Source organism: Pseudomonas sp. 2725 (assembly GCF_050434585.1).
GTDB lineage: Bacteria > Pseudomonadota > Gammaproteobacteria > Pseudomonadales > Pseudomonadaceae > Aquipseudomonas > Aquipseudomonas jessenii.
In genome coordinates, this window is record NZ_JBNDIV010000002.1 from 225,477 (window position 1) to 240,589 (window position 15,113).

Annotated in this window: 13 protein-coding genes; 7 read left to right on the plus strand and 6 right to left on the minus strand. The window is 60.4% G+C overall.

What is annotated here, in order from left to right; all coding sequences use genetic code 11:
- Positions 1–3: 3 nt before the first annotated feature.
- The 3 genes from dapE to ABIE16_RS05380 all read left to right on the plus strand — a co-directional run bounded on the left by dapE (position 4) and on the right by ABIE16_RS05380 (position 2,423).
- Entirely contained in the window at positions 4–1,155 is a 1,152-nt protein-coding gene (dapE, locus tag ABIE16_RS05370; protein ID WP_223458812.1) for a succinyl-diaminopimelate desuccinylase, read from the plus strand.
- On the plus strand, positions 1,155–1,964 hold the full coding sequence (locus ABIE16_RS05375) for a putative RNA methyltransferase (protein ID WP_429520665.1): 810 nt from the start codon (positions 1,155–1,157) through the stop codon (positions 1,962–1,964). The genes dapE and ABIE16_RS05375 overlap by 1 nt, the downstream gene beginning before the upstream one ends.
- An 81-nt stretch (positions 1,965–2,045) precedes the next feature.
- Complete coding sequence (locus ABIE16_RS05380; RefSeq protein WP_057716183.1) at positions 2,046–2,423, plus strand: hypothetical protein; 378 nt, start codon at positions 2,046–2,048, stop codon at positions 2,421–2,423.
- Positions 2,424–2,559: 136 nt separating this feature from the next.
- Here the strand turns inward: ABIE16_RS05380 and ABIE16_RS05385 are convergent, their stop codons facing one another.
- Positions 2,560–2,769: a cold shock domain-containing protein gene (locus tag ABIE16_RS05385; protein WP_007954750.1), complete on the minus strand. Its 210-nt coding sequence runs from the start codon at positions 2,767–2,769 to the stop codon at positions 2,560–2,562.
- Positions 2,770–3,005: 236 nt separating this feature from the next.
- On the opposite strand from ABIE16_RS05385, the gene plsB reads away from it, so the two are divergent.
- From plsB to ABIE16_RS05400, 3 genes are read left to right on the plus strand one after another with little or no spacing between them, the layout of a single operon-like run.
- Entirely contained in the window at positions 3,006–5,498 is a 2,493-nt protein-coding gene (gene plsB, locus ABIE16_RS05390; protein ID WP_429520666.1) for a glycerol-3-phosphate 1-O-acyltransferase PlsB, read from the plus strand.
- A 60-nt stretch (positions 5,499–5,558) separates the two neighbouring features.
- A complete protein-coding gene (locus ABIE16_RS05395) occupies positions 5,559–5,957 on the plus strand; it encodes a YbaY family lipoprotein (protein ID WP_090453364.1) in 399 nt (132 codons plus the stop codon).
- A gap of 27 nt (positions 5,958–5,984) precedes the next feature.
- The gene (locus tag ABIE16_RS05400) at positions 5,985–6,674 is read left to right on the plus strand and encodes a DUF4197 domain-containing protein (protein ID WP_057716186.1); all 690 of its coding nucleotides are present in this window, start codon (positions 5,985–5,987) and stop codon (positions 6,672–6,674) included.
- A gap of 45 nt (positions 6,675–6,719) precedes the next feature.
- Here the strand turns inward: ABIE16_RS05400 and ABIE16_RS05405 are convergent, their stop codons facing one another.
- The 4 genes from ABIE16_RS05405 to ABIE16_RS05420 form a co-directional block, all read right to left on the minus strand.
- Positions 6,720–8,066: a Fic family protein gene (locus tag ABIE16_RS05405; RefSeq protein ID WP_150812888.1), complete on the minus strand. Its 1,347-nt coding sequence runs from the start codon at positions 8,064–8,066 to the stop codon at positions 6,720–6,722.
- A 143-nt stretch (positions 8,067–8,209) separates the two neighbouring features.
- On the minus strand, positions 8,210–8,485 hold the full coding sequence (locus ABIE16_RS05410) for a DUF6124 family protein (protein ID WP_429520667.1): 276 nt from the start codon (positions 8,483–8,485) through the stop codon (positions 8,210–8,212).
- Between the two features lie 742 nt (positions 8,486–9,227).
- Complete coding sequence (locus ABIE16_RS05415) at positions 9,228–12,293, minus strand: efflux RND transporter permease subunit (RefSeq protein WP_057716189.1); 3,066 nt, start codon at positions 12,291–12,293, stop codon at positions 9,228–9,230.
- A gap of 6 nt (positions 12,294–12,299) precedes the next feature.
- On the minus strand, positions 12,300–13,400 hold the full coding sequence (locus ABIE16_RS05420) for an efflux RND transporter periplasmic adaptor subunit (RefSeq protein ID WP_223504703.1): 1,101 nt from the start codon (positions 13,398–13,400) through the stop codon (positions 12,300–12,302).
- 93 nt (positions 13,401–13,493) lie between these two features.
- Between ABIE16_RS05420 and ABIE16_RS05425 the strand changes: the two genes are divergently transcribed.
- Positions 13,494–14,132, plus strand: coding sequence for a TetR/AcrR family transcriptional regulator (locus tag ABIE16_RS05425; RefSeq protein WP_057716191.1), 639 nt, complete (start codon positions 13,494–13,496; stop codon positions 14,130–14,132).
- A 112-nt stretch (positions 14,133–14,244) separates the two neighbouring features.
- On the opposite strand, the gene ABIE16_RS05430 is transcribed toward ABIE16_RS05425, so the two are convergent.
- Positions 14,245–15,027: a class I SAM-dependent methyltransferase gene (locus ABIE16_RS05430; protein ID WP_057716192.1), complete on the minus strand. Its 783-nt coding sequence runs from the start codon at positions 15,025–15,027 to the stop codon at positions 14,245–14,247.
- Between the last annotated feature and the right edge of the window lie 86 nt (positions 15,028–15,113).

The window sequence follows — 15,113 nt, forward strand, 5'->3', positions numbered from 1 at the left end:
TCCATGACGGCCCACGCCGACCTTTCGCCGACCCTCCAACTCGCCATCGACCTGATCCGCCGTCCGTCCGTGACGCCGATCGACGCCGATTGCCAGAAGCAGATGATGCAGCGCCTGGGCGATGCCGGTTTCACCCTGGAACCGATGCGCATCGAAGATGTGGATAACTTCTGGGCCACCCACGGCCAGGACGACGGTCCGGTGCTGTGCTTCGCCGGCCACACCGACGTGGTCCCGACCGGCCCGGTGGCGGCCTGGCAGATCGAACCGTTCAACGCGCTGATCGACGAACACGGCATGCTCTGCGGCCGTGGCGCCGCCGACATGAAAGGCAGCCTCGCCGCCATGACCGTCGCCTCCGAGCGTTTTGTCGCCGACTACCCGAATCACAAGGGCAAAGTCGCCTTCCTGATCACCAGCGACGAAGAAGGCCCGGCGCACCACGGCACCAAGGCCGTGGTCGAACGCCTCGCCGCACGCAAGGAACGTCTGGACTGGTGCATCGTCGGCGAACCATCGAGCACCACCCTGGTAGGTGACGTGGTCAAGAACGGTCGTCGCGGCTCCCTCGGCGCCAAGCTGACCGTGCGCGGTGTGCAAGGCCACGTGGCCTACCCGCACCTGGCCAAGAACCCGATCCACCTCGCTGCCCCGGCCCTGGCGGAACTGGCTGCCGAGCACTGGGACCACGGTAACGATTTCTTCCCGCCGACCAGTTTCCAGATCTCCAACGTCAACTCCGGCACCGGTGCGACCAACGTGATCCCGGGTGACCTGGTGGCCGTGTTCAACTTCCGTTTCTCCACCGAATCGACGGTCGAAGGCCTGCAAAAGCGCGTCGCCGACATCCTCGACAAGCATGGCCTGGACTGGCACATCGACTGGGCGCTGTCCGGCCTGCCGTTCCTCACCGAACCTGGCGCGCTACTCGACGCGGTGTCGGCGAGCATCAAGGACATCACCGGTCGCGAAACAAAAGCGTCCACCAGCGGTGGTACCTCCGATGGCCGCTTCATCGCGACCATGGGTACCCAGGTTGTTGAGCTGGGCCCGGTCAACGCGACCATCCACCAGGTCAACGAACGCGTGCTGGCAGCCGATCTCGACGTGCTGACCGAAATCTACTACCAGACCCTGATCAAGTTGCTCGCCTGATGCTTGCGTGCCCGATCTGCAGTGAGCCGCTCAATGCGGTGGACAACGGCGTGGCCTGCCCCGCCGGGCATCGTTTCGACCGTGCGCGCCAGGGTTACTTGAACCTGTTGCCGGTGCAGCACAAGAACAGCCGTGACCCTGGGGATAACCAGGCAATGGTCGAAGCCCGCCGCGACTTTTTGAATGCCGGGCACTACGCCCCGGTGGCCAAGCGTCTGGCGGAGCTGGCGGCAGGTGTAGCACCGCAGCACTGGCTGGACATCGGTTGTGGCGAGGGTTACTACACCGCGCAAATCGCCGAGGCACTGCCAGATGCCGAAGGTTATGCCCTGGACATCTCCCGCGAAGCAGTCAAACGCGCCTGCAAACGCAACCCGCAGCTGACCTGGTTGATCGCCAGCATGGCGCGGGTGCCGTTGGCTTCCGGCAGTTGCCAGTTCCTGGCCAGCGTCTTCAGCCCGCTGGATTGGGAAGAAGCCAAGCGCCTGCTCAGTGTTGGCGGTGGCCTGATGAAAGTCGGGCCGACCAGCGGCCACCTGATGGAACTGCGTGAGCGGCTGTACGACGAAGTCCGTGAATACACTGACGACAAGCACCTGGCCCTGGTGCCGGAAGGCATGGCGCTGGCCCACAGCGAAACCCTGGAATTCAAACTGACGCTGGAAAGCGGTCAGGACCGGGCGAACCTGCTGGCCATGACGCCCCACGGCTGGCGCGCCAGTGCCGAGCGCCGTGCTGACGTTATCGAGCAGGCCGAGCCGTTCGAGGTCACCGTGTCGATGCGCTACGATTATTTCGTACTTCAATAACCTTAATTTTTGGTCTCGGGCAAATGCTCAAGACCGGCTAAATCCGCGAATGGATTTTTCAGACCCGCAGTGAGGACATCCATGCGCCAACCCGATATCGAGATTTACCTGAAAGACGCCGACGTCGACCACAAAGCCATTGCCGCCTGGCTCGGTGCGGCATTGGGTCCGTGCACCGATTGGGTCCAGAAGGGCCAGACTTACAAGTGCAAGGCTGGCAACGTGCCAGTGACCTGGCTGCCAAAAGCCGTCGGCAAGTGGAACAGCCTGTACCTGGAAAGCGACCAGACCCCATGGGACGACGACATCGCCTGCGCCCGCGCCGCGTTTGCCGCGCTCAACGTGGAAGTGCGTTGTGCACCGGGCACCTGGGTCGAGGAAGAAGGTGAAGAGACGGCGGACCGCTGGATCCGCATCAGCGCCGATGGTGAAGAAGAAATCACCTGGAAAACCGCGTAAAAACCTACACACCAAACCTGTGGGAGCGAGCTTGCTCGCGATGAGGCCCTTTCAGTCAACATCCATGTTGAATGTCAGTCCGCTATCGCGAGCAAGCTCGCTCCCACAGTGTTTTTGGGCGTTCTGAAGATTTTGATTACAGACCTACAACATCCTCAGCCTGCAACCCCTTCTGCCCTTCCACCACCGCATATTCAACCTGCTGGCCTTCGGTCAGCGAACGGTGGCCTTCACCGCGAATCGCGCGGTAATGCACGAACACGTCCACCCCGTCCTCGCGCTGAATGAAGCCGTAGCCCTTGGCGTCGTTGAACCACTTCACGTTGCCGGTTTCGCGTGTTGCCATTTGTTCATACTCCCTTTTTATTATTGGTCGGGCTTTTCGCAGGAAAGCCTCGGGAACGTCAGCCTGCGCATACCGGTCCCATGAGGGCAACGGCGACAGAGCGCCGAGTATATGACAGACGTTAAAACTCTCAACAGGAGTTTACTTCCACGCTTTTTTGCCGATTTTCGACGAATCCGGCACACTATCGGCCGCCCAAGCAATTGCTTGGTTTTTTTCACTCACGCAGAAGCCGTATGACCCGCTCCCCGTTCCGCCGTCTTGTGTTTGGCACCCTGCGCCGACTGTTGTACCTCTGGGTTCGCTCCGAGACGATCAACCAGTCGTCGTTCACCCTTGACCTCGACCGCAGTCGTCCGGTGTTCTACGTCCTGCAAAACCCTTCGCTGACCGACCTCGCCGTGGTCGACACCGAATGCAGCAAGGCCGGCCTGCCACGCCCGGTACTGCCGGTATCGGTGGGCAACCTGCTGGAGCCTGCCGCGTTCTTCTACCTGACGCCGGACCCGGACTGGCTCGGCCGCCAGGACAAGCGCGGAGCGCCGCCGACACTGACCCGCCTGGTCAGCGCCCTGAGCCAGAACGCCGCCGAAGATGCGCAGATCATCCCGGTCAGCGTGTTCTGGGGGCAGTCGCCGGACAGCGAAAACAGCCCATGGAAACTCCTGTTCGCCGATAGCTGGGCCGTTACCGGGCGTCTGCGTCGGTTACTGAGCGTCATCGTCCTGGGACGCAAGACCCGCGTGCAGTTCTCCGCGCCGATCCACCTGCGCGAACTGATCGAGCACGACAAGGGCCACGAGCGCACCGTGCGCATGGCCCAGCGCATCCTGCGGGTTCACTTTCGCAACCTGAAGGCTGCGGTAATCGGCCCGGACATTTCCCACCGCCGCAACCTGGTCAAAGGCTTGCTGAACCAGCCACAGGTCAAACAAGCGATCCTCGACGAAGCCGAGCGCGAGAACATCTCGCCGGAGAAAGCCAAAGCTCAAGCGCTACGCTACGGCAACGAAATCGCCTCGGACTACACCTACACTGCGATCCGTTTTATGGAAGTGGTGCTCAGCTGGTTCTGGAACAAGATCTACGACGGTATCAAGGTCAACCACATCGAAGGCGTGCAGAAGGTCGCCCAGGGTCACGAAGTGATCTACGTGCCGTGCCATCGCAGCCACATCGACTATCTTCTGCTGTCCTATCTATTGTTCCGCAACGGTTTGACCCCGCCGCACATTGCCGCGGGCATCAACCTGAACATGCCAGTGATCGGCGGCCTGCTGCGTCGCGGCGGTGCGTTCTTCATGCGCCGCACCTTCAAGGGCAACCCGCTGTACACCTCGGTGTTCAACGAATACCTGCATACCCTGTTCACCAAGGGTTTCCCGGTGGAGTATTTCGTCGAGGGTGGCCGTTCGCGCACCGGGCGCATGCTGCAGCCGAAAACAGGGATGCTGGCGATCACCCTGCGCAGCTTCCTGCGCTCATCGCGCATGCCCATCGTCTTCGTGCCGGTGTACATCGGCTATGAGCGTGTGCTGGAAGGCCGGACCTACCTCGGCGAACTGCGCGGTGCGGCCAAGAAGAAAGAGTCGATCTTCGATATTTTCAAAGTCATTGGCGCGCTCAAGCAGCGCTTCGGCCAAGTGGCGGTGAACTTCGGTGAGCCGATCAAACTGGCGGAATTCCTCGACAGCGAACAGCCGGACTGGCGCAAACAGGAGCTCGGCCCGCAGTTCAGACCGGCCTGGCTCAACGAAACCACCAACCGCCTCGGCGAGAAAGTCGCACAACATCTCAACGAAGCGGCGGCGATCAACCCGGTCAACCTGGTGGCACTGGCGCTGCTGTCGACCACCCGACTGGCGCTGGATGACCGGGCCATGGCGCGTGTGCTGGATCTGTACCTGGCGCTGCTACGCAAGGTCCCCTATTCGCCACACACCACCTTGCCGGAAGGCGATGGCCGGGCGTTGATCGAGCATGTGAAGGACATGGACCTGCTGTCCGAGCAAAGCGATGCCCTGGGCAAGATTCTCTATCTGGACGAACAAAACGCCGTCCTGATGACCTACTACCGCAACAACGTACTGCACATCTTCGCGCTGCCGGCGTTGCTGGCGAGCTTCTTCCAGAGCGCCTCGCGCATGAGTCGCGAGCAGATCCTGCGCTACACCCGCGCGTTGTATCCCTACCTGCAAGCGGAGCTGTTCATTCGCTGGTCGCTGGACGAACTGGATGCGGTGATCGATCAATGGCTGGAGGCGTTCGTCGAGCAAGGCCTGCTGCGCTTCGAGAACGACGTGTACTTGCGCCCGGCGCCAAGCTCGCGGCATTTCGTGCTGCTGACCTTGCTGTCGAAAAGCATCGCCCAGACCTTGCAGCGTTTCTACATGACCGTGTCCCTGCTGCTCAACAGCGGCCAGAACAGCATCAGCGCCGAAGAACTGGAAGACCTGTGCACGGTCATGGCCCAACGCCTGTCGATCCTGCATGGCCTGAACGCCCCGGAATTCTTCGACAAGAGCCTGTTTCGCCACTTCATCCAGACGATGCTCGACCTTGACGTGCTCAAGCGCGATGAAGCGGGCAAGCTGAGCTATCACGAACTGCTCGGTGAACTGGCCGAAGGCGCGGCCAAGCGCGTATTGCCGGCGGAGATCCGTTTGTCGATCCGTCAGGTGGCGCTGCATCGCAGTGAAGATGCAGCCGACGCCACCCCACCTTTGTAAACCGTCTAGATTGATCAGGGCGCCAGTCGGTTCTGGCGCCCTCGATACGGAGATTGACCGATGAAAAAACTGCCACTGATCGCAGCCGCCATCCTGCTGACAGCCTGCCAGCACCCGACACCGGCGCCCAAGGCTTCCCTTGATGGAGAAGTCTTCTACCTGCAACGCATCGCCCTGCCACCGACGGCGGTCCTGAGTGTCAGCCTGCAGGACATTTCACTCGCCGATGCCCCGGCGAAGGTCATCGACGAACAGCGCGGCCAGATCAAAGGGCAGGTGCCGCTGGCCTTCCATCTCAGCTACGACCCGCTGAAGATAGAGCCCAACCACCGTTACTCGGTGAACGCGCGCATCGAAGTCGACGGCAAACTGATGTTCATCACCACCGAGAATCATGCCGTGCGCCTGGACGGCACCGATCCACAACCGCTGAAGGTCCGTGTCGACCCGGCCCGCTAAGTGTCTTTTTCGAAAAAGGAAGTTGCCATGTTCCGCCCTACCCTCCGCTTTGCCGGCCTGTGCGCAGGCTTGATGATCTGTGCCAACGCCCTGGCGCTGTCCCTCACCGACCTGTCGCAGAAAGACGCCACCGGCGGCCTCAAGGACGCACTGACCCAAGGCGCGCAACTGGCCGTCAAACAACTCGGCACCCCGGGTGGTTTCAGCAACAATCCCGATGTGAAAATCGAACTGCCGGGCAAGCTGGGCAAAGTCGCGAGCAAGATGAAACAGTTCGGCATGGGTGACCAGGTCGATGAGCTGGAAGCCAGCATGAACAAAGCGGCAGAAACCGCCGTGACCCAGGCTCAGCCAATCCTCGTCGATGCCGTGAAGAAAATGACCGTGGAAGATGCCAAGGGCATCCTCAGCGGCGGCAACGACTCGGCCACCCAATACCTGAACAAGACCAGCCGCGAACAGATCCGCGCCAAATTCCTGCCCATCGTCAAGCAAGCCACCGACAAGGTTGGCCTGGCCCAGCAGTACAACTCGTTCGCCGGACAAGCGGCGACCATGGGCGTAGTGGATGCGAAAAACGCCAACGTCGAAAACTACGTCACCGAGCAGGCATTGAATGGCTTGTTCGAAATGATCGGCAAACAGGAAGAAACCATCCGCCAGAACCCGGCAGCTGCGGCGACCAGTTTGGCGAAGAAGGTGTTTGGTACGCTCTGAGCCGCTACACAAAACCTGTGGGAGCAGTCTTGCTCCCACAAAGGTTCAGGCCGCTGATACGGGTCTTAGAAAGAACACCCACTCGCGCCCCATCTTGCGTTTCTCGAACAACTTCAACGCGACCAGCCCATTTAGCGTGGCTGATGCCGTGTTGTAAGAGCAACCCAGATTTTCCTTCACATTGACCGCCGTGAACTCCTTGGCCATTCCGCTCCTGGCTACCTGAAACAATGCCCGCTGTTTCTCGGTGAGCTGGTCGAGAAAACCACTTTCACGCAACCAGCAATCAAATTGCTCAGCATCGTCCAGACTTTTCCGATACGTCCCGGTAAAACTGCCCACAGCTCGCAACACCACCGAACACTGGAAATCGATGAAGTACGTCAGATCCAGCTCATCCGCCTCGGTATTCAAATACGACCGCCCGTACTTCAACGGCGCATTGCGCAACAAAACACTGATGGCGATGTAACGAAACGCCGAGAAGTCATTTTTGAACATGAACCAGTAAAACAACGCGCGCGCTACCCGACCGTTGCCGTCGCGAAAAGGATGCTCGTAACCCAAGACAAAATGCAGCGCGATGGCTTTGATCAATGGATGAAGGTAGTCCGCTTGATGAGGGTTGTTGTGGGGTTGATTGATCCACTTCGCCAGCCCCTGCAAACGTGACACGAGCCCTGTTGCAGGTGGTGGCGAATGCACGGTGTTGCCCTCGCCATCCTGGACTACGACGTCATCGTTGGTCCTGAATGCTCCAGGCGAGTACTGCGAATCGTCGATACCCTCGACGCCAACTCGATGCATGGCCGCAATCAGCTCAACGCTCAGTGGCTCGTAACGCTGCTCCCAGGCGAAGTTCATCATCTTGAAGTTACCGATGACCATTCGTTCATCCGGTGTGCGCGGCGAACGATGGCGCTTGAGCATGTCCTTGGCCACCCGCGTCGTGGTGGCCGCACCTTCGAGCTGGCTGCTGCTGATGGCCTCGTCTTCGATCAGATCATTGAGCAAATAGCTGAAATGAGCGCGCTCGCCAATCTGGCCGGTCATGTATTCCAGCACTGCGGTTGTCGCCTGACGATCCACTACGGAAATGGCTTTTTGCGCCTGCGGCGTCAGCATGAACTTCAGCCAGCACGCCGGTTCACCCAAAGGCAAAAGGCTCGAATACTGTGCAGTCCGCGCTTTCTTGACCAAGGCCCAGCACAGGTTCGAATCCAGCCCGGGCGCCCAGCGATAGCGCAATGAATCGAACGGCAGGTAACGCCCCTGATCGTCCAGGGGCTTGAGCAAGGCGAGGTACTCCGAAAGGCGTTCCTTGTGGGGCGATCGCAACAGCCGATCAAACACCGGATCGGACCGGCCCCTCAATGTGGGTGGATTTTTCATGGCGCTGTCTCAAACATGCGTGAAACGGGGTTCTGAGTACAACACCTGAGTTTTTCAGCCTCAATATCAGACGGGTCCGAGATAGATGTAGGAACAATGAGGGCCCGTTGGTTGGTACAGGTTCAGCGGGCTTCTTCCTTTGGCTATTGCTGCGGATCCAGCTGATCGAGGACCCGGTTCACTGATAGCTGCGCGAGGACGATCATCTGCTGAATGCCGAGCGCCAGATTGCAGGTTGGGCCGCTCAGGATGGACGACAGTTCGGTTGCCATTACATTCGCAGAGGCGAGAGTTTCATAGGCATGGACCAGCAGGGTTTCGGAATCGACGTCTGGACGGATGGTGAAAATTGGGCAGGGGCGGTGTGACACTAGTTTTTCGGATTCAGAGGCAGAGGGATCTGGACTGTCTTTGATCATTGCGAAGCTCCCAAAGTAGGCGCCTAACATTTTGGCGGGCTTGCAGTCCCGATCACTGAATTGGCAGCGACAGGCAAAGGCTAGAGATCGTGCTTCTGACGGGCAAGCTGAAAGTCTTGTGGGAATGGTCTGAATGGTTGGCTTTGGCGATAAACATTGTCGACTGTAAGTCCGTCATCGCGAGCAGGCTCGCTCCTACAATTGAATCGGGTACATCTGTGAGGAATTGGTCGGCTGGCAGGCCGTCTTCGCGGGCAAGCCCGCTCCCACAATGGGTCGGCGTACACCCACTGATTTTCACCACTCATCAGGTCGAGCGTTAGCTCGCCTGCAGCTTTTGATCTTGATCCACCCGCCCCCTCGGGAGGCTGAGTGGAGGTGTTCATCCGGGGATTGGCGCGCAGCGCCGTTCGACGCAGTCGAACTCATTGCATGTAGGTCGAAGCGAAGCCGACCGGAGGGCAATGCCCCCGGATGAATACCGGAGCGAAGGAACCCCGAGCCTAAGCGAGGGGCCGGACGTTCGGGGCGAGCGCTTTTGGTTACTTTTAAGGCGCTTGTTAAAAGTGACTCGCCGTAAGGGCGAAACCGCCAGCCGCCGTTACCGCAACAACGGATATGTACACAGTCAACAAAATACAGGTCGACTGTCAGGCCGCCATCGCGAGCAAGCTCGCTCCCACAGGGGATCGCATTCACCCGCAAAAGTCTGGTCGGCCCGAAGGCCGCCACGGTCAAACCATCAAACCGACTCTTTGCGAACCCGAAACCAGGCCGCATAAAGGGCAGGCAAAAACAGCAGCGTCAACGCCGTAGCAACAATCAACCCCCCCATGATCGCCACCGCCATCGGCCCAAAGAACACACTGCGCGACAACGGAATCATCGCCAACACCGCCGCCAGCGCCGTCAGCACGATCGGCCGGAACCGCCGCACCGTCGCCTCGATGATCGCCTGCCAAGGCTTGAGCCCCGCCGCAATATCCTGCTCGATCTGATCCACCAGAATCACCGAGTTACGCATGATCATCCCGGACAAGGCGATAGTCCCCAACATGGCCACGAAACCAAAGGGCTGGCGGAACACCAACAGAAACAGCGTCACCCCGATCAACCCCAGCGGCGCCGTCAGGAACACCATCGCCGTGCGCGAAAAACTTCGCAGCTGCAGCATCAGCAAGGTCAACACCACCACGATGAACAACGGCACACCGGCCTTCACCGAGTTCTGTCCGCGCGCCGAGTCTTCCACCGTGCCGCCGACATCCAGCAAGTAGCCATCTGGCAGCTCGGCGCGAATCGGATCGAGGGTCGGCATGATCTGCTGCACCAGCGTCGCCGGTTGCTCCTTGCCATAGATGTCGGCGCGAACCGTCACGTTGGGCAGGCGGTTGCGGTGCCAGATGATGCCCTCCTCGAAGCCGTATTCCAGGGTCGCGATCTGCGACAGCGCGACACTGCGACCGTTATCGGTCGGTACCGCCAGGCTCGGCAGCAACGACAACTCGGTGCGCTCATGCACGGTGCCGCGCAACAGGATCTCGATCAACTCGTTGTCTTCACGGTACTGGCTGACACTGGAACCGGTCAGGGAGCTTTGCAGGAACCTCGACAGGTTGGCCGTGCTCACGCCCAGCGCCCGCGCACGATCCTGATCGATATTCAGGTACACCACCTTGCTCGGCTCTTCCCAATCCAGGTGGACATTGACCACATGCGGGTTCTCGCGAACCTTGGCCGCGACCTTGCGCGCCAGCGCCCGCACCTCCTCGATGTGCTCCCCGGTCACGCGGAACTGCACCGGATAGCCAACCGGCGGACCGTTTTCCAGGCGCGTGACCCGCGAACGCAGAGCGGGAAATTGCTCGTTTAGGGTTGAGATCAACCAGGTGCGCAGGGCTTCCCGCTCTTCGATGGTTTTCGCCAGGACGACAAACTGGGCGAAGCTCGCAGCCGGCAGTTGCTGATCCAGCGGCAGGTAGAATCGTGGCGAACCGGTACCGACATAGGCCACGTAATTGTCGATCCCGGCCTTATCCTTGAGCAGTGCTTCGAGGCGCTTGACCTCGTCGGCGGTGTTGCTCAGCGAAGCGCCTTCGGCCAGTTTCAGATCGACCATCAGCTCCAGGCGACCCGATGCCGGGAAGAACTGCTGCGGCACAAACTTGAACAGCACGATGGAAGCGATGAACAACAGCACGGTCGCCAGGATCACCGTTTTGCGCCAGCGCACGCACCACTCCACCAGACGCCGGACGCGCTGATAAAACGGCGTGGCATAGGGATCGGGTTGGCCGGCACCGTGTTTGGCGGCATGAATCTTCGCCAGGTCCGGCAGGAGTTTTTCCCCGAGGTACGGCACGAAGACCACCGCGGCCACCCACGACGCCAACAGCGCGATGGTGACCACCTCGAAGATCGAGCGGGTGTATTCGCCAGTACCCGATTGCGCCGTGGCAATCGGCAGGAAGCCGGCCGCGGTGATCAGCGTACCGGTGAGCATCGGGAACGCGGTACTGGTCCAGGCATAACTCGCCGCTTTGACCCGGTCGAAGCCCTGCTCCATTTTGATCGCCATCATTTCCACGGCGATGATCGCGTCGTCCACCAGCAAACCCAGGGCCAGTACCAGCGCGCCGAGGGAGATCTTGTGCAGGCCGATGCCCAGGTAATACATGCACGCGAACGTCATCGCCAGCACCAGCGGAATCGCCAGCGCCACCACCATGCCGGTGCGCACGCCGAGGGAGAAGAAGCTCACCAGCAACACAATGGCCAGCGCCTCGACCAACACTTGCACGAACTCACCAACACCGGTCTTCACCGCCGCCGGTTGGTCGGAGACTTTGCGCAACTCCATGCCGGCCGGGAGGTTTTTCTGTATGCGGGCGAACTCGATTTCCAGCGCCTTGCCCAGTACCAGGATGTCACCGCCGTTCTTCATTGCCACCGCCAGGCCGATGGCGTCTTGCGCCATGAAGCGCATGCGCGGCGCCGGTGGATCGTTGAAACCACGGCGCACGTCAGCCACGTCGGAGATGCGGAAGGTGCGATCACCGACCCGGATCGGGAAGTTCTTGATCTCGTCGACCGTTTGAAAATTCCCCGTCACCCGTAGCTGCAAGCGCTCGCTGCTGGTTTCGAAGAAACCTGCCGTCGACACCGCGTTCTGTTCTTCAAGGGCTTGCTGGACGACCGCCAGCGGCAAGCCGAGGGTGGCGAGCTTGACGTTGGAGAGTTCGATCCAGATTTTCTCGTCCTGCAACCCCAGCAGCTCGACCTTGCCCACATCCTTGACCCGTTGCAGCTGGATCTGGATGCGGTCGGCGTAATCCTTGAGCACGGCGTAGTCGAAACCCTCGCCGCTCAGGGCGTAAATATTGCCGAAAGTGGTGCCGAATTCATCGTTGAAAAACGGTCCCTGAATCCCCGGCGGCAGGGTATGACGGATGTCGTTGATCTTCTTGCGCACCTGATACCAGAGCTCCGGGATCTCCACTGAGTGCATGGAGTCGCGCGCAATGAAGGTCACCTGGGATTCGCCGGGGCGGGAGAACGACACGATGCGTTCGTATTCGCCGGTTTCCATCAGTTTCTTTTCGATGCGTTCGGTGACCTGGCGCGAGACTTCCTCGGCGGTCGCCCCCGGCCAGTTGGTGCGAATCACCATGGCCTTGAAGGTGAACGGCGGGTCCTCACTCTGGCCGAGCTTGGTGTAGGAAAGTGCGCCGACGATGGCCAGCAACAGCATCAGGAACAGGACGATCTGGCGATTACGCAGCGCCCATTCGGAAACGTTGAAGCGCATCGGGGCTTACTCCTTGTCCGCCAGATTGACCACGCGATTGGAGCGATCCACCGGGCGCACCTGCTGCCCTTCGAGAAGCACATGAACACCGGCGGCCACCACCCAGTCGCTGGCGTTGAGCCCTTCAAGCACCGGTACGGTTTTCTCGCCGAAGGCACCGACGCGCACCGGGGTCCTTTGCAAGGTGTTGTTGGCGCGGACGACCCAGACATAGGTCACGCCGTTTTCCGCCGTCAGCGCAGACAGCGGAACGGACAGTGGAACCACGTCGGCGGCCTGCACGAACACTCGGGCGCTCTGGCCCAGTTCGACAGGCACAGTGCCGGTCTTGAAGGCGATACGCGCCGCGAAGGTACGCGACTTGGGGTCGGCTGACGGCGACAATTCACGGATGCGCCCGGCGAGACGCTGGTCGGGCTGGGTCCAGAGTTCCACTGACACCGGCTCACCGACCTTGAAGCGGCCGAAGTTCTGCTCCGGCAGGCTGATCAAGACTTCACGCTCGCCATCGGTGGCCAGTGTGAACACCGTTTGCCCGGCTGCCACGACTTGCCCGACTTCCACCAGGCGCTTGGCCACGACGCCGTCCTGCGGCGCACGCAACACGGCGTAGCTGGCCTGGTTATTGGAAACGTTGAATTCGGCTTTGATTTGCTTGAGGCGCGCTTCACCGGAACGGTAGAGGTTTTCGGCGTTGTCGTATTGCGAACGACTGACCAGTTGACGCTCCATCAGGGTCTTGTAGCGATCACGCTCGGATCGCACCAGGTTCAGATTGGCTTCGGCGGCTGCGACCTGGGCGCGAGTGGCCTCCAGTTGCAGGCGCACGTCCTGGGGGTCGAGCTCCGCCAAGGGTTGATCGGCCTTGACCCGCTGCCCCTCCTCGACCAGTCGTCGGCTGACTTTGCCGCCGATGCGGAACGCCAGATCCGGCTCATACCGCGCGCGAACTTCACCGGGATAGCTTTCCATGGCCTGTGCCGAAGGCTCTGGCTGGACCACCATGGCCGGGCGCACGCTGACTTGCGGCGCCTCTTCATGACCACACGCAGACAATAAAAAAGCCAGGGTGACTGGCAACGCGAGGGACAAGGCATAGCGGAACATGGTGAAGGACCTTTCGCTAATGGTGCTTTGAATAATTATACTGAGCAGTATGTTATTAATAGCAAACTCACCAGTCCAGTAATAAAAACGAATATGCCAAACAATCTTTCAGCACCCAATGGCCCAGGCAGACCCAAGGACCTGGTCAAGCGCCAGGCAATTCTCGATGCAGCGAAAGTGCTGTTTCTGAGTAAGGGTTATGCCAATACCAGCATGGATGCCGTCGCGGCCGAGGCCGGTGTGTCGAAGCTGACGGTCTATAGCCACTTCAACGACAAGGAGACGCTGTTCTCCTCCGCCGTGATGGCCAAGTGCGAGGAACAGTTGCCACCGCTGTTCTTCGAACTGCCGGAAGGCGTGGCCGTGGAAACCGTGCTGCTGAACATCGCGCGCGGTTTTCATCAACTGATCAACAGTGATGAATCAGTGAACCTGCACCGCTTGATGATGACCCTGGGCAGCCAGGATCCGAAACTCGCGCAAATCTTCTTCGAGGCCGGGCCGCAGCGCATGCTGCATGGCATGGAGCGCCTGCTGAGCAAGATCGACGAAAGTGGCGTGCTGCGTATCGACAAGCCGCACAACGCGGCCGAGCACTTCTTCTGCCTGCTCAAGGGCGCCGGAAATTTCCGTTTGCTGTATGGCTGCGGCGAGCCGCCGGTTGGCGAAGAGGCGGAGAGCCATGTGCGGGAGGTGGTGGGGTTGTTTATGCGGGCTTATCGGCCTGAGTGAGCCTGATGGATTGTTCGTGTCTGGACTGACGCCATCGCGAGCAAGCTCGCTCCCACAAGGTTTTCACCGTACCTGTGGGAGCGAGCTTGCTCGCGATTGGGGCGACTCGGTCCTACGGCTTGAGCGCCTTCTTCGGATAAATGTCATACCGACTGGATTTGCCATCCAGCGCATGACTCGGCTTCGGCCCTTCAATGCAAGGCGCCTTGCGCGGGCGCTTGACCACCACCCTGTGGCTGGCCAGGGCCAACGCGGCCTCGAGCAATGCCGGCGCATCCGGATCATCGCCCACCAGCGGCCGGAACAGGCGCATTTCCTTCTTCACCAGCGCGGTTTTCTCGCGGTGCGGGAACATCGGGTCGAGGTAGATCACCTGGGGCGGTTCGCCCTCCCAGTTGCGCATGACCTCGATCGAATTGCCCTTGAGCAAGCGCATGCGCGCCACGATCGGCGCCACGTCGAAATCTTCCGCGCCACGGGCCAGGCCGTCTTCCAGCAAGGCACCGATCAGCGGCTGACGCTCGATCAGGCTCATCTCGCAACCGAGGCTGGCCAGCACGAACGCATCCTTGCCCAACCCCGCCGTGGCATCCAGCACCCGCGGGCGCACGCCTTGGGCGACGCCAACAGCCTTGGCGATCATCTGCCCGCTGCCGCCGCCGTACAGTCGGCGATGGGCCGCACCACCCTCGACGAAGTCCACCCGCACCGGCCCGGGCGCATCCGGCCCCAGCTGTTGCAGCTGCAAGCCCATGTCACCCACCTGCAAGGCAAATTCGCCGTCAGCTACTTGCATTGGCAAGCCCAGGCGCTCGGCCCATTGCTCGGCTTGTGGCTCGAAAGCCGCGTCGAGGGCCTGGACATGGATGCGGCAGGCCGCAGGTTGATCAATCATTGGAAAACACGCTCAAAAAATTAATGATCGGCAAAAACTGCCGATAACAAAACTATCGAGCATTTTGCCAGAGCTGAGCGTCTACC